The sequence below is a fragment of the Rummeliibacillus pycnus genome, assembly GCF_044359855.1.
Lineage (GTDB): Bacteria > Bacillota > Bacilli > Bacillales_A > Planococcaceae > Rummeliibacillus > Rummeliibacillus pycnus_A.
In genome coordinates this window covers 1623276-1638767 of record NZ_CP132291.1, presented here as the reverse complement: position 1 = coordinate 1638767, position 15492 = coordinate 1623276, and the positions used below count along the sequence as shown (strand labels likewise).

General features: G+C 33.2%; 18 protein-coding genes. 9 read left to right on the top strand and 9 right to left on the bottom strand.

All coding sequences use genetic code 11. The annotated features are described in order from the left end of the window. Positions 1–38 precede the first annotated feature (38 nt). The 4 genes from Q8X41_RS08020 (at position 39) to Q8X41_RS08005 (ending at position 4283) form a co-directional block, all read left to right on the top strand. Entirely contained in the window at positions 39–1475 is a 1437-nt protein-coding gene (locus tag Q8X41_RS08020; protein ID WP_397539726.1) for an o-succinylbenzoate--CoA ligase, read from the top strand. Positions 1476–1627: 152 nt separating this feature from the next. After that, on the top strand, positions 1628–2587 hold the full coding sequence (locus Q8X41_RS08015; protein ID WP_397539725.1) for a LytTR family transcriptional regulator DNA-binding domain-containing protein: 960 nt from the start codon (positions 1628–1630) through the stop codon (positions 2585–2587). Between the two features lie 140 nt (positions 2588–2727). Next, positions 2728–3576, top strand: coding sequence for an ATP-binding cassette domain-containing protein (locus Q8X41_RS08010; protein WP_397539724.1), 849 nt, complete (start codon positions 2728–2730; stop codon positions 3574–3576). Beyond that, the gene (locus Q8X41_RS08005; protein ID WP_397539723.1) at positions 3573–4283 is read left to right on the top strand and encodes an ABC transporter permease; all 711 of its coding nucleotides are present in this window, start codon (positions 3573–3575) and stop codon (positions 4281–4283) included. Before Q8X41_RS08010 ends, Q8X41_RS08005 begins: the two co-directional genes overlap by 4 nt. Positions 4284–4355: 72 nt before the next feature. Here Q8X41_RS08005 and Q8X41_RS08000 read toward each other — a convergent pair whose 3' ends face one another. The 3 genes from Q8X41_RS08000 to Q8X41_RS07990 all read right to left on the bottom strand — a co-directional run bounded on the left by Q8X41_RS08000 (position 4356) and on the right by Q8X41_RS07990 (position 8119). After that, the gene (locus Q8X41_RS08000; protein WP_397539722.1) at positions 4356–5237 is read right to left on the bottom strand and encodes a DMT family transporter; all 882 of its coding nucleotides are present in this window, start codon (positions 5235–5237) and stop codon (positions 4356–4358) included. A gap of 92 nt (positions 5238–5329) precedes the next feature. After that, positions 5330–6505 carry a PucR family transcriptional regulator gene (locus tag Q8X41_RS07995; protein WP_397539721.1) on the bottom strand — a complete coding sequence of 392 codons (1176 nt, stop codon included), beginning with the start codon at positions 6503–6505 and terminating at the stop codon, positions 5330–5332. 735 nt (positions 6506–7240) lie between these two features. After that, a complete protein-coding gene (locus Q8X41_RS07990) occupies positions 7241–8119 on the bottom strand; it encodes a LysR family transcriptional regulator (RefSeq protein ID WP_397539720.1) in 879 nt (292 codons plus the stop codon). Between the two features lie 118 nt (positions 8120–8237). On the opposite strand from Q8X41_RS07990, the gene Q8X41_RS07985 reads away from it, so the two are divergent. Next, complete coding sequence (locus Q8X41_RS07985) at positions 8238–8564, top strand: GlpM family protein (protein ID WP_397539719.1); 327 nt, start codon at positions 8238–8240, stop codon at positions 8562–8564. Between the two features lie 213 nt (positions 8565–8777). After that, entirely contained in the window at positions 8778–9347 is a 570-nt protein-coding gene (locus Q8X41_RS07980) for a manganese efflux pump MntP family protein (protein ID WP_397539718.1), read from the top strand. A 70-nt stretch (positions 9348–9417) separates the two neighbouring features. On the opposite strand, the gene Q8X41_RS07975 is transcribed toward Q8X41_RS07980, so the two are convergent. Next, positions 9418–9735, bottom strand: coding sequence for a monooxygenase (locus Q8X41_RS07975; RefSeq protein WP_397539717.1), 318 nt, complete (start codon positions 9733–9735; stop codon positions 9418–9420). Positions 9736–9978: 243 nt separating this feature from the next. On the opposite strand from Q8X41_RS07975, the gene Q8X41_RS07970 reads away from it, so the two are divergent. Next, positions 9979–10413 (top strand): Dps family protein, encoded by a 435-nt coding sequence (locus tag Q8X41_RS07970; protein ID WP_397539716.1) that lies wholly within the window; start codon positions 9979–9981, stop codon positions 10411–10413. A 112-nt stretch (positions 10414–10525) separates the two neighbouring features. On the opposite strand, the gene Q8X41_RS07965 is transcribed toward Q8X41_RS07970, so the two are convergent. The 3 genes from Q8X41_RS07965 to Q8X41_RS07955 all read right to left on the bottom strand — a co-directional run bounded on the left by Q8X41_RS07965 (position 10526) and on the right by Q8X41_RS07955 (position 11999). After that, positions 10526–11500 carry a metal ABC transporter solute-binding protein, Zn/Mn family gene (locus Q8X41_RS07965; RefSeq protein WP_397539715.1) on the bottom strand — a complete coding sequence of 325 codons (975 nt, stop codon included), beginning with the start codon at positions 11498–11500 and terminating at the stop codon, positions 10526–10528. Between the two features lie 98 nt (positions 11501–11598). Further along, positions 11599–11832, bottom strand: coding sequence for a membrane protein insertion efficiency factor YidD (gene yidD / locus Q8X41_RS07960; protein ID WP_397539714.1), 234 nt, complete (start codon positions 11830–11832; stop codon positions 11599–11601). Beyond that, positions 11829–11999 (bottom strand): hypothetical protein, encoded by a 171-nt coding sequence (locus Q8X41_RS07955; protein ID WP_397539713.1) that lies wholly within the window; start codon positions 11997–11999, stop codon positions 11829–11831. The genes yidD and Q8X41_RS07955 overlap by 4 nt, the downstream gene beginning before the upstream one ends. A 288-nt stretch (positions 12000–12287) precedes the next feature. Here Q8X41_RS07955 and Q8X41_RS07950 point away from each other — a divergent pair, with 288 nt between their 5' ends. Next, entirely contained in the window at positions 12288–13067 is a 780-nt protein-coding gene (locus tag Q8X41_RS07950) for a M15 family metallopeptidase (protein WP_397539712.1), read from the top strand. A gap of 105 nt (positions 13068–13172) precedes the next feature. Continuing rightward, on the top strand, positions 13173–13424 hold the full coding sequence (locus Q8X41_RS07945) for a GlsB/YeaQ/YmgE family stress response membrane protein (RefSeq protein WP_397539711.1): 252 nt from the start codon (positions 13173–13175) through the stop codon (positions 13422–13424). An 86-nt stretch (positions 13425–13510) separates the two neighbouring features. On the opposite strand, the gene Q8X41_RS07940 is transcribed toward Q8X41_RS07945, so the two are convergent. Both Q8X41_RS07940 and Q8X41_RS07935 read right to left on the bottom strand, forming a co-directional pair. After that, positions 13511–14557 (bottom strand): Cj0069 family protein, encoded by a 1047-nt coding sequence (locus tag Q8X41_RS07940; protein ID WP_397539710.1) that lies wholly within the window; start codon positions 14555–14557, stop codon positions 13511–13513. Between the two features lie 603 nt (positions 14558–15160). Then, positions 15161–15475 (bottom strand): hypothetical protein, encoded by a 315-nt coding sequence (locus tag Q8X41_RS07935; RefSeq protein WP_397539709.1) that lies wholly within the window; start codon positions 15473–15475, stop codon positions 15161–15163. Between the last annotated feature and the right edge of the window lie 17 nt (positions 15476–15492).

The following is a 15492-nucleotide window of genomic DNA, read 5'->3' as shown; positions in this document are numbered from 1 at the left end:
GATAAAAGAGATGATATTATATTAAGGGTGACATATACATGATTCCAAACTGGATTATTCAACGTTCAACATTGACCCCGGAACGTATAGCATTACGTTTCGAAGGTCAATCATGGACATATAACGAAATAAATGATTTAGCTTTACAACAAGCACGAAAATTAATAGCACTTGGGGTTAAACCACATGATCGAGTTGCTATATATGCGACGTCAACTCCGCAAATCATTTTCATGATCTGTGGTTGCATGCATTTACAATGTGAAATGGTGTTATTAAATTTACGTTTAAGCAAAACAGAATTAGCTTATCAAATTGAGGATGCTGAAGCTGTTGCGATAATAGCTGAAGATGATTTAGTTGGAAAGTTACCTGAGACAGCTACTCGTATTCACTCATTTTCAGAAGTAAAGCAAACACTCCCTACTGATTTCACATCAGCGGTTGAATGGGCTGAAGAAGATACAATGACAATTATGTATACTTCTGGTACAACAGGATTTCCAAAAGGGGTACGTCAAACAATCAGCAATCATGTGTCGGTTGCAACCTCCTCATTGTATAACACAGGCTTAGTAGAAAATGATGCATGGCTTTGCACTGTACCACTATTCCATATCAGTGGATTTTCTATGTTATGTAAATGCCTTTTGCATGGAGTTCGTTTAGACTTATATAGTAAATTTGATGTTGAAAAGGTCGTAAATCAACTCGTAGAAGGCTCTGTAACACGTATGTCTGTTGTTGCAGTAACATTAGAACGTATTTTATCAGAGCTTGAAAATCGTAATCAACAAGTATCTAAACGTTTTTTAACAATGCTTGCTGGTGGCGGTCCAGTACCGATTGATTATTTAAAAAGAGCAATTGAGCGAGGTATACAGGTTTCGCAAACATATGGAATGACTGAAACTTCATCACAAACTGCAACATTATCAAGTGAAGATGCACTTAGAAAAATTGGTTCAGCAGGGAAACCACTATTTTTCAATCAAATTCAAATAGCAGATACTAATAAGCCATTTGAACAAGGCGAAATATTAATACGTGGGAAACATGTGACACCGGGTTATGTCGGTCGTTTTGAAGACAAGCCTTCTCAAGAAAATGGTTGGTTGCATAGTGGCGATATTGGCTATTTGGACGACGAAGGATACCTATTTGTGGTTGATCGTCGTTCTGACTTAATTATTTCTGGTGGAGAGAATATTTATCCTGCAGAGATTGAAAACGTCTTAACATCCCACCAATCTGTTCGCGAAGCGGGGGTTTGTGGAGTAGATGATGAAAATTGGGGCCAAGTACCGAATGCATTTGTCGTCTTGCAAAATAATATTGAAACGAATGAGCTTATTGCATATTGTAAGAAACATTTAGCAGCCTATAAAGTCCCGAAAAAAATTTACATTGTGGAAGAGTTACCTCGTAACGGAGCAAATAAACTATTACGCCGAAAATTGCAAGAATTAATTTAAAAATTAACCTTAAATGTTATTAAATAACAAAACCATCGATAATATTTTTAGATCGATGGTTTTATTATTTATTTTTATCTTTCAAAAATACCACTGAAATTATTTCCAGAATATTATATAATTTTATTATTTAGGAAGGTGATTCGAATAATATGAAAGATTTTCAACAACAAATTTCAATTCCATCTTTGATTATTGGTGGTGTGACGCGTTGCCCGTCATTCGATATATCATTAGAATCAGGTACAATCACGGGGATTTACTCTGATGTGAGCCTAATCGATTATACTGTTAAACAACTAAAACTTTATCCTAATATTAATCTACATTTTCGTCAGGATGGTCAATATGAAAGATTGTCCATTTTAGAAAGTATTAAATTTGAATGCGCGTTGTATGATGTGAAAATTGATATGGATGAAGTTTTGAAAATGGTGGGATTATTTGATAAAAAGCATATGAAGATTAAGGATTTAACCCATTCTCAATTACAGCGGATAAGACTAGCGAAATTATTTATTCATGAAAAGCCTATACATATTTTAGAGGAGCCGTACCAAAATTTGGATAATGAATCAAAGCAAATTGTGAATCTTGTTATGAGAACTTTAAAAGATAAAGGATATGCAGTATGTCTTTTCACGACAAACTTAGCAGATCTAATACTTTCTTCAGATTATGTATTTCGAGTAGATGAAAAAGGTTTACAACCATTTGATTTACAAGAAGAAAAAGGAACAGAGAAAAAAGATGTAGATGAAGAAAAACAGCATATTAAATTAGAGAAGATTCCTACTAAGATGAACGACAAGTTTATCTTATTCAATCCACCTGAAATTGATTATATTGAAAGTATTGAAGGAATAGTCAATGTATACGTTAACGGAGATGCATACCCTTGTTCGTTAACATTAAATGAGTTAGAAAAACGATTATTACCTTTTGGCTTTTTTAGATGTCACCGTTCTTACATTGTAAATCTTCAAAAGGTTAGAGAAATTATAACTTGGACAAAGAACAGCTATAGCCTTATCTTATCAGGGAAAGAAAGAGTGAATGTACCACTATCTAGAAGTAAATTAGTCGAATTAAAAGGAATCATAGGAATATAAATATTTCTCAGGAAATAAATGTACCCTACTGACATGGAAATAGTACAGCTCACCGACATATAACGTCATTCATCCTAATAATAATGCGACCACTCTAATACTTTCGTATGCTTAATTCAAGAACGACAGGAGGTTTTAGGATGGAGACAATTATTAAAGTTAACAACTTACAAAAAGAATTTCAAAAGGATTACGCAATAAAAGATGTTTCCCTTGAAATTAAAAAAGGAGAAATCTTCGGCTTTCTTGGACCGAGTGGTTCTGGTAAAACGACTACGATTAAAATTTTAACAGCTCAGCTTACACCAACAAGTGGTGATGTTAAAGTCTTTAATCAGGACATAAGTGGTTTTAAATCACCAGAAGCCCGAAAGCGATTTGGGATATTAACTGATAACAGTGGTCTATATTCAAGGTTAACGATAAAAGAAAACCTTCTCTTATATAGTAGGTTATATAATTTGAAAGAAAATTCTGTTAAATTAGCTCTCGATTTTGTTAACTTGTATGAGGAAAGAAATAAGCGTGTTAGTGTTTTATCAAAAGGGATGAAGCAACGTGTAATGCTAGCTCGTACAATTTTGCACCAACCAGAGCTTCTTTTTTTAGATGAACCTACTTCTGCTTTGGATCCTGTAAATAAGTATCATATATATGAAGGTCTACGAAGATTAAATGAAATGGGTACAACTATTTTTCTTACAACACATGATATGACAGAAGCGGATACCCTTTGCAATCGAATCGCATTTTTAAATAAAGGGAAAATTTGCGCTATAGGAACACCTAAAGAACTAAAACAGCAATTTGCTGATGATTCATTAACAGTTGAATTAAAAAACGGGCATCAAGAAATTATTAGCAAAGGAACAGAAGATGCGAACAAAATGTATGAATGGATGCAAGGAAATTTAATAGAGCGAGTGTGGACAAATGAGCCAAGCTTAGGAGAAATTTTCGTTCAAGTAACAGGGAGGGAATTAGTATGAACTTATCAATTAAAAGAATGCAGGCAATTTTAATAAAGGACTATAAAGAATTCTCTCGTAATATGGCAGTATCTTCTATGGTATTCTTACCTTTAATCTTGGCAGCCGTTTATTCCCGAATGGGAGTTGACACTATGCAAGGGCATTTCATGTCAATTAATATGACATTTTCCCTTGTTGCTACCTATATTCAATGTTGTTTAATTGCTGAGGAAAAAGAAAAAAACACCTTAAGAAGTTTAATGCTATCCCCAGCAACAATTCCTGAAATATTAATAGGAAAAAGCATGCTAACATTCATTGTTACGACACTAATTGTTGCTGGCTGCATGTTTTTAGCCGAATATAATCCTAGTAACTTATCTATTATGATCGTAGCGTTACTCTTATCAACCATTTTTTATATTGCTGTAGGGACATTACTTGGTTTGTTTGCTAAAACGGTTATGGAATCATCAGTTATTGTCGTACCTGTTATTGTATTGTTTTCGTTAGGTCCTACTTCAATAGCATTTGTTGATAATTATCCTATATTGAAAATAGTTGAATGGTTGCCAAGTACTCAACTAATTATGCTTGCCGAATCGCTTGAAACTAAATTTAGCGTAGGGGATTTAGTACAGCCGTTTACAAGTATATTATTATGGATAATTGTAACAACATTTGCGACAGTGATTGTATATAAAAAACGAATGGTGGATGAGTAGTTATATAAAAAAGCTTCAGATTAACTGAAGCTTTTTTTATAGTTGTTAAACAAATATTGTAAAAAGTATTTGCTATCGTATGTTTTTTATGATGTTCTTTTTAGGGTATGCTGGTTTTACTTCTGCAATAAGAATAGCACCCAATATCAACACTGCACCAATAATCATGCGAGTTGTTAGGATTTCATGTAAAAATAATACCGACATCACCATACCAAAAAATGATTCCATTGAAAGAATAATGGCAGCTTTTGTTGCGGTTGTATATTGGTTTGCAATATTTTGGAAAAGATAAGCAATAGTTGTTGAGAAAATAGCTAAATAGACAACCGAGTACAAGCCCCCTTTTTCTAATGTTAAAGGTGCATCTCCTTGAATAAGCACCACTAAGTTACTAATTATGGCAGCTGTTATGAATTGAATAATTGTAAGTAGTATAGCATCTTCCTTTTTGACAAAAAGATTTGTACAAAAGATATCAAAAGCAAATCCTACAGCACAAGCAAGTGATAATGCATCACCTATGTTCATGGTGAATGAGTCTTGTAAGGATAAACAGCCAATCCCAATAATGGCAAGAATTGAACCAATTATTTCATACCCATCAATACGGCGTTTATAAATGGCATACGTAATGATTGGTACAATTATTACGTTTACAGCCGTTAAAAAAGCATTCTTGGAAGGTGTAGTGTATTGTAAGCCTACTGTCTGTAAGGCAAAGGCAATATACAAAATAATTCCTAACGTAGCACCTTTCCAAATAACGGACTTGGTAATTTTTTTAAGTTTGTAACCAAATAGGATGATCAGGATAATAGATGCTAATAAAAATCTACCGGCCATTACCTGATAAGCAGTTAAATACTTTAGTGCAATATCAGTAACGACAAAGCCACTCCCCCAAACGATGGCAGTAAAGAGTAGTAGGCTGTTCGCTATGTATGGTTTCATCTTCGTTCTTCCTCCTAACTTACATAAGGATAACATGAGATAAAAGACAAAAATTTGTATACAATTCTAAAGTTTTAGGTGAATTTTTGTACTTATTCAAAAACGATAGCAGATTTTTCGATGCGATTATGGAGCAAGTGCAATTTAATCGCTGCTGATAACTGTTCATAAAAAACAAAATCATTATCTGCGGGTGCAATTAACTGGCGTATTTTTGTCATTCGATATCGAATTGTATTCGGATGACAAAAGTGTGAAGTGGCTACTTCTTTTATATTTCCTTTTTTCAGGATATAAGTAATGGCTGTTTGGATTAAATCTGGATCTACTTTCTCATCTAAAAGTGGATTGAGATACTTGTGCACAAATTTCATTGCAAATGGGGTATTCTCTCGATAGAGTTCAATAAGTAAAGTATCAGTTGCAAGTTTTTCATAATGGCAAATAGGCTGAACGTTAATTTCAGCCAATATACGTGCAAAGAAAGCTTCTCTAACTGCAAGATGCAGTGTCTTTTGCGTGCATTGCACTTGGCTATATCCAATGATAAATGATTCTTTTGGAATGGCATACATTGTCATCCATTCATTTAGAATTTTTTCAAATTGGAAATACTTAGATGGATTAGTCATTAAGATAAAAATACTTTTTTTATAGGTACATATAATGCCTGATTTTAGTAATGGCTCTAACTGAAAAAGAGAATTTATCCATTCAGTATTTTCAGTTGTATCTATTTGAAGATTTGCAGCAAATACATACTTTTCGAAAGGTTTATTCATTTGTTGTAGAAAGGAATGTATCTGTTCTTCATTAACTTTCTTTTCAATAAGCTTCTTTATAATAGTCTCTAATTTATGTGCTTTAACCTGTTCTTTCGTATAAGCGACTACCTCTAATATGATATCTTCAAAAAATTCATCCCCTCCAAATTGTAGTATGGGGAAGTTTTGATCGTTTGCAAAGGCAATCACTTCATCAGGTAAATTCTGAAATATAACGGGTTTATAAGCTAAAGCACTAACCCCAAGCTCAATAAGGCTTTTAATCGTATCTATTAAATATTCTGGTTTCTGTCTTGCGAATAACAAACTACTCAATACAACACTATGTGGATTAAAAATAGTCTCTCTTACTGTTCGAATATCTGGTGAAAATTCAAAATCAAGGATTTCAACGCTATTTACAGGATTAGATAATCCATGAATCCCTGCAACAATTAAAAAATCCTTTGTAATCGGTAGTTGCAAAAAACTTTTTACATTCATTTATGGATCAATCAACCTTTCGTGTAACGATTATTTAGTATCTTAACATCTTTTAGAATGAATAACGTAAAGTATTTGTTAACTTTTAGAATGTTTTCTTATGTGCATTAATACAAAATAGTGAAATAGGAGAAATAGTAGTCATATGCTTCATGCTTGTCCCATACATCTATAATAGCGGAAAAGTTGAATAGTGTTTGGTCAAGAGTACTGTAAGAGTTGCTAAAACCTAAACAGATAATTGGCAAACTATCAAGGGGGGAGTTTTATCAATAGAAATGGCTCAAACAAAATTAGAAACAGTGTATATACACTAGTTACTGGAGAAGTAATTTTACTGGCTACAACATTAATGACTCAAAAAATTAGTATAGCAATGATATTAGCTATCCTTTTTTTAATGGCAGTCCAATACATTTGTTTAACAATGGTTAATTCTGAAAGTCCACAGGTAAATCATGACATTCAATGGTTTCTCACACTATTTACTTGGTTCTTATATATTCCAATATTTATAACTACTGCAGAGAACCTAATCCAGCCAACTATAGTCTACTTTATACGATTTTGTGCAATTATAGAGATTTCTTATGTACTTATTGCGGTAAGCGCGATTTTTTCTGTAAAGTATCAGTTTGAAAAGAGTAAAACAGGTAAGAGGAACAAGGAAGAAATTTCAAACTAATAACGGAAGAGGATATGCCTCGTGAATAGGGGCATATCCTCTTATATTTTTTATCCATTTTTTTGCAACCATTCCTGTAAAAACGGGATGAATTTTTTACTAGGAGGGGAAAGACTTTGCACAGATGAATTCGTTAGAATACCAATTGTGCGCACATAGTTTCCTTCAATTGGTTTTGTACATAGCTCTGGTAAATGATCTTTAATGAGCAATTCAGATAGTAAACTAATACCTAAACCTTTTCTTACCATTGCAATAATTGCTTCATCTCCACGAATTTGATAAGCAATATTGGGCGATATTTTTTCTTTTTTAAAGATGGATTGTACATCATGGTGTGAATCCTCATATGGCATGATACATGGTTCAGTTGTAAATATTTTCAGCTCTACTGAATCATGACTTGCTAATAGATGGTTGCTTGGTAATATGGCTAACATTCGATCTTCTTTTAAAGGTATAAAATTAGGGTGTTGATTGATTTGTGTCGTACCTATACCAAAATCAATCTTACCATCTTCAAGCCATTGCTTTATTTCTTGTGAATTTCCTTCATATAATTGGATTTGAATTTTCGGGTAGCTTTTGTTAAATAGACTTAATACAGCAGGCATCCAATGCACGCAAACGCTAGTATATGCACCGATTCGTATTCTCCCGATTTCCATTCCATTAATTTCATTTATGGTTTCAGATAATAGTTGATCACGTTTTAGTATATCTTGCATTATTGGTAATAAGACAAGTCCATTATCTGTAGGCGCTACTCCAGATTTCCCTCTTATTAATAAAGAAAATCCATATTCATCCTCTAAGCTACTAACCATGTGACTAATACTTGGTTGTGTGTATTCAAGTATTTCCGCAGCTTTTGTCAGACTGCCATATTCGACAGCTGTTATAAAAGCCTTTATTTTATTGATTGACATATTATTAACTCCATCTATAAAAATTTTCTATATTTGACATGCAAAATATTTAATTTACTTATGGATAAAATACCATTACACTTGCAACAAATCAATATTGTTGTTAGGAGCTAAAGTTGTGGGATATGTAATCCAATTTATCATCGGTGGCACAGTCATGATGCTTGCCGCTATGTTGAGCAAGTCGAAGTATTTGTTTTTATCGGGGGTCATTACTCTTTTACCTATTTTGACTTTGATCAATTTAAATTTACAAATTCATAATATGACAGCAGAAAGTTTTCACATTACACAACGTAATGGAATTGTTGGGGCTGTAGGTATGGTTGTTTTGATTGGAGGAATATATTTCCTTACCAACTGGGTTAAACCAGGTCAAGCAGTACTAATTGCTCTTGGGATTTACGTCGTGTATATGGTGGGAACGAAATATTTAATTACATAAGAGGAAAGGATTTAGAAAAATCAATTTCTAGAACCTTTTTTATCGCATTTTATTTGAACGAAAGACAGCTACTACTTGGGAAAGTGTCTGGCTGTATTGAAACGGAAGAAAAATAAATAGTATTGTTGTAAATAAGGCCAAGACTGGTTTTAGCAAAAAAAGAATCCCTGCATATGATAAGATGAATAGCTGAATCGTTACAGGGAGGATTTTATGCATTGGATCACAATTATTTTTTTTGGAATCGCTGCAAATTTAGATAATTTAGGAATTGGGCTTGCTTATGGTGTAAAAAAGACCAAGGTACCTCTTAGTTCAAATTTTACAATTGCAGCAATATCGATGATTGTTACATATTTATCAATAATGATCGGGAGTACACTTATAGACTACATAACACCACACAAAGCCAAATTTGTAGGAAATCTTATGCTGTGTGCCATAGGTCTATATACAATCATATCGTATAAGTTTTCTTGTACAACATCAGCAGAAAATTTAGAGGGTATCGATAAAGATCGTAATAACATCATAACTTTTAGAGAAGCGTTAGTGTTAGGATTAATTTTATCTATAAACTGTTTAGGTAGTGGGATAGCCATCGGAGCAAATGGAATTTCAGCTATTTGGACAGTTATTTCGATTGGCTTCTTTTCAATCTTAACGTTTGCAATCGGTGATCATTTTGGTCTTCTACTTTCAAAAACGTTTATTGGAAAGTATTCAACTGTAATATCAGGTTTGATCCTTATTTTTATTGGGATTTTTGAGATTTCTATTTAATCAAAAAATATCAACATGTCTATTGATAGTGTTTAATTTAAGTAGGGAATAGCTCTTGCAACTGTAAGAGCTATTTACCTAATACATATATTGGACCGTGGTTAATATTCGTAAGAGTCTTATTTATCTCAAAAATTTTACCTCGTATTTGAGTGATTCCGAAGCTTGCAAGACGGTTAGAGTGCATTTCAAGATACTTTTCTGCGTTATTTTTTGTATCAAATAAATAAATACCACCAGCTTCTTTTGTATCAGAATTCTCTGTCCAAATCTTCCAAACGGTACCGTCCTCATCATTAATACTATGTGCAAGACCTTCAAATTCTGTTGCCATTTGTTCTCTAAATGGACCGTTCATTTTAAAATCTACTTGTAAAATATATGCCATCGAATACATATGCCTCCCTAAAAGAATTTTTCGATAATTAATTTCTTTATTATATTATTTGATAATTTGTATGTTGATGAATGGGTTTATGCAAAAATTAGTTTTAAGAAAGAATAGATTATGTCATTTGAAATTTAGAGTGACAAGAGTGGCGTTTTTTTATTTTCTTTTTGTTTAGCACGCTTCGAATTGTGGAATAGTAAATGCGTGGTGGCATTAAAATGAATAGGAGCGTGTACATTTATGTCAAATTTACAAAAAGAATTAAACCAACTTGTAGCTTCATGGTCGGTATTATACATGAAACTTCATAACTTTCATTGGTATGTTAAGGGACCATCATTTTTTACATTACACCTGAAATTTGAGGAGCTTTATAATGAGGCATCGATGCATTTGGACAATATAGCCGAGCGTATTTTAGCTCTTAATGGACAACCTATCGCCACTTTAAAAGAGCATCTGGAGATTTCAGAGATTAAGGAGGCAGTAGGTAGTGAAACAGCCGAACAAATGGTAAAGACATTGATTCAAGATTTCGAAACAATGATGAAGAATTTAAAAAATGGAATGTCTGAAGCGGCAAATGAGAATGATGATATGACAGAGGATTTACTGAATTCGATTAATCAAAGCTTAGAAAAGCATGTGTGGATGCTTAAAGCATTTATTTCTTAATGAAACAATAGATGACTTAGAAAAGTAGAGATTCTTAAACTAAAGCTCGTATTAGCTTGTGTCTAATATAAAGCCAAAAGAAAAAGCCCTGCAAAGTATGCAGGGCTTTAAACTATTTCTCCAAAGCTTTCTCAAGCGTTTTAATATCTCTATGCATCAAAGTAAAGTAATCTTCTTTATTCTTAATGTCATCGTTTGTGAGCACGCTTAAGTTGTGTAATGTTAGTGGTTGTGCGCCTACATCATTTTGGATGACTTTAGCAAGATTTGATGTTACGTTTTGTTCAAATAGGATGTAGTGAATGTGATCCTTTTTCGCTTGGTCAACGATTTTTGTTAGCTCTTTTTGAGATGGTTCATCTTGTGAGTTTAAACCTGCAACAGAAATTTGGTTGAGGCCGTATGTTCCGGCAATATAGCCGAATGCTGCATGAGAGACGAAGAATGTTTTGTTTGGTACTTTGTCAGCCATTGCTTTAAAGTCACCATCTAAGTCTTTTAAATCTTTAACAAGAGATTGATAGTTTTTCTCGAACTCTGCTTTGTTTTGAGGTTGAGCTTTTACTAGAGCATTTTTAATTGAAAGAGCTAAATCTTGACTAATAATAGGAGACATCCAAACATGTGGATCTACATGGTTATTTTCTTGACTATGTTGACCAGCTGTAGCATGAGTATGGTCCTCATCGTCATCATGTCCTGTGCTGACAGCCAATTTATCTTTCGAGACATTCGCAGCTGTTTCGACGAATTTTACATTATCGCTTTGTAAGGATTTTTTTGCATTTTCAACGAACCCTTCAAGGCCTAATCCGATATAGAAAAAGTAATCAGCATCAGCTAGATTCATCATATCTCTTTGTGTAGGCTCAAAAGTATGTTCGTTTGATCCTGGAGGATAGATGGAAGATACTTCTACATGGTTGCCACCGATTCGTTCTGCAAAGTATTCAAGTGGATAAACAGTCGTATAAATTTTAAGTTTGTTGTTTTTATCTTTGGTTGATCCAGCTTCTTTGTTTGCTCCACAAGCTGAAGTAAAAACAGCTAATAATGCCACAAGAAAAATGGAAAAGATTTTTTTCATTTTCACACCTCATAAATAGTAACCATTACGGTTTGTATTCGAACAATAACTACTATACAAGATTTTAATAAAAAAAACAATAGAAAAACCTCCAAAAGTTATTTCTTTTTCGGAGGTTTTTCTTCAGGAACAGGATCATAGCCGCCTTCACAAAATGGTTGGCAACGTAAAATCCGACGTATTGTAAGGTATCCACCTTTTATAGCACCATGCTTTTCTATTGCTTCAATACCATAGTTAGAGCATGTAGGATAGAACCGACAGCTTGGTGGTTTTAGAGGTGATATCACTTTTTGGTAGAAGCGAATAGGTAAAATAAATAGTTTTCTCACTTCGACTCTTCTTTCTTGGTATAGTTGTCAAAATTCTGATTTGGTTTTGGATCAATTGTTTTATGGGAATCTTTTTTATTGTTTTTTGCTACAAAATAGATTAAAACACTTGCTAATACCACTGTAAGTATAACAACAGGGATAATAGCGGTCCAAGCAATTGACATTTTATTCACTCCATTATTTCCTGCATCTATATTTTATCGAAATTTCATTGATAGTTATAGTATAGTGCTCACAGGACGATAAGAACTGTGAACGTTTCATGACAGCTGCTAAAAAAGAAAGTTTAGTAGAAATTATATAAAGGAGCTTTGAAATTTCTATATTCTGAAGTTGCATCAATTTACTGATAAAAGTAAAATAATTTAAAACAAGTAAATTATGGTAAATTAAGATTTTGATAGGGTATGTAATTTGAAAGAATAAAATACACGGAAGGAGTTGCAAGGGAAATGGTTTCATATACAACAGCAGAAGCTGCAACTATTCAAAAAATCGATAAAACGCTACAAGTAACAGCAAAGATGAATGTTCGTAAAGGTGCAGGTGTAAAATACCCGAAAATTGGTCAAATTGATCAAGGAATATTCGTTAAAGCAACTGAATTCTATAAAGGTTGGTACAAAATAAGTTATAATGGCAAAACTGGCTGGTCACCAGGGAAATATTTAGAAGCAGCACCTGCTAATTACAAAGAAGCAGGATTAATTGAGTTAACTGAAAAAGATGGTTTTGTGATTGATTTGCGGTACGCAACAAAAAAGAATTTTATGGAGTATCGATTATATCCGAAAAAAGCGAAGGCATTGATGACAAAATCTACAGCAAAAAAATTAAAAAAAGCAAATAAATTAGCAAATAAAAAAGGTTACAAAATTAAGATTTGGGATGCATACCGACCAATGAGTGTTCAGTGGGAGATGTGGTACAAAATACAAAACCATATGTATGTAGCATTTCCATTAGAAGATTCAAAACACAGTAAAGGTGTCAGTGTCGATGTAACGCTTGTCGATAAAAAAGGCAAGGAATTGAAAATGCCAACAAAGTTTGATTCCTTTTCAGAAAAAGCAGGTCGTAGTTATATAAAGAACTCTAAAAAGGCCCAACAAAATGTGGACTTTTTAACTATGATCATGCTAGAAGCTGGTTTTACAACGATTAGCTCTGAATGGTGGCATTATAATGATACCAATGTCGATTTTCCTACGCTTGATGTACCTGTAAAATAGAGAATTATACATACATCTTTCTTTTGAAAATAATAAAAAATACATAGTTTATTTTTATTATATTGTGACAAGATAAGTTGAACTGAAAGAAAGGAAGATGCCATTATGTTTAGTTTCATTTGGTATTTAATCATAGGAGGTATTCTAGGTTGGTTTGCTGGCCTGATACTGGGCAAGGACATACCAGGTGGTATAATTGGAAATATTATTGCAGGTATCATTGGTGCTTGGATTGGTGGAATGTTATTCGGCACATGGGGACCGCAAATAAGCCATTTCTATATATTCCCTGCTCTAATAGGTGCGGTTATTTTAATTGCAATTATAAGCCTTATCTTAAAAGCAATGAACAAATAATCGAGCGCGAATTCCAGTATTGGAATTCGCGTTATTTATTTATTTATTTATTTAAAAGTGGTACATCCCCAAAAAGTTGGGTGGAGCTAGATTGCTTTTAAAATGATTTCATTAATTTTAGTGATGATTTCATCAGCTACATTATGGGCTAACTCTAATTCGGATGTGAAGCCGACGCATGAGCAGTTCATTTCACCGAGCACATAACGATCATTGCCCAGTTCATCCGTATCTAAGATAAAGTCTGCCGTCCAGATTAGTGGTAAATCATAGCCGCCTAAACGTTGCATTACATCAGGTAATTGACTTAGAAAGGTATTTACTAAGTCTTTCCAATCTTCGGGTTTATCATATCGATAATTTGCACCAGAGAACAATGTTGCACTAAATGCATCTTCGCTATCAGCAGGTTTTTTGTGTACAACGTTAATTGGTTTGTCATGTAACATAAATAATCGAATTTCGCCTTCTTTAATACGTGGCAGAAATTGCATATCAACGAGCATGCCATTATCACCAACAATATATTGTTCGCAGAAATCCATAAAAGTAGCTAATTCAAAATATTCCACATGATTATCTTTTGCTTCTGTGCATTTGATTTTTGCGGTTAGAGGGACTTCTGTAGCGTCTTGTGCTAGCTCGTCCATTAATTGGACACGCCAAATACCTTCACCTGTTGAACCACGATTTTGTTTTAGCACACGAATACCATGCATTAATGATTTTGGAAAAGTATTTTTGAATTCTTCAATTGTATAGTAAGCATACGTATCACTAGGTACAAGAGAAGTATCTGTTAATTTTACTAAAGCATCCTTCGCTCCGTAACCAATCATCGCATCAGGATGGGGCATACCGATAATGCCTTCTTCGCAAAGCTGGCGTAGCATAGAAAAATAAGCTGATTCGTCTTTTAAATTTCCTGGATTAATACGAGAGACATAAGCAATGGCATTTACTTTTACGTAATCTAAAATCTCTTGCTGTTTTGCCACATCAAAGAAAATCACTTCCGCATCTTGACCACGTTGTTGTAAAGCTTGAACCATAGGCATCGTATCTTTTCTGTAGCCATCTGGACCTTTGTCGCTACCGCCTTGCACTTCAAAAAATATAACTTTCTTTTCCAATAAAAATCCTCCTTAGAATAGATTGTCATTCTATTTATAGAATACAATAAAAGTAATGTTTATAAATGAAAAAAATGTATAAATATTATGAATAAATAATCACTAGTGTACAAAATATGATCTTTAAAAGAAATCTAATATGATAATTTTAATAAAAAAACGATATTTATAGCATTAAATAGAATATTCATTTGCATGAATAGGAATGTAGAGGGAGCAAGCTTTAAAAGAGGAATAAGGTGAAGAGCATATTGAGAAGTTGTGTATACATTTCTCATTACAGAGGACTTCGGACTTATTACATGGTGTAATAGGTCGGGGAGTATTGATAACCATATTGTATCATTATCGAGTGGATTTAGTCTCGAAAAAAATGGTGTCAAAAAAATATTTTTTTCCTAAGAGACCTCATTTCCTTGAGTTGTTTAGTATAAATTTTTTTCTATAGTTCATTATAAATTTGAGATGATTTTTATATGCAATATCTCCAAGTATTAACCATATACAGGGGAGATTTTATATAGATACCCGGCAATTGAAATTTATTGCCGGGATTTATTTTCAGAAAAATAGAGATCTTGATTTGAAGATCTCCATTCGTTTTTATATGAAATATACCAAATATACACATGCAACAAGTATGACAATAACAATATAAACAAGTTTCTTCCAAGAAGCTTTAATACCAAATAATCCTAATAGTAGGGCAGTCGTATATATACCAACACTAAAAAATCCAATAGCGATTCCTGTAAACCCACCAACTAAAAGGCTAACGATAAATACTAAAATGGCAAATACAAAATTACTTGAAATTCGGTTACCGTGGCTTAATTTTATTGGAATTAAATACGTAATTGCATCAATAACTAGCCCAAGCAGTAAACCAGCTAAATACATATAAGTAAACAGATGCACGTATCCTCACCACTTCC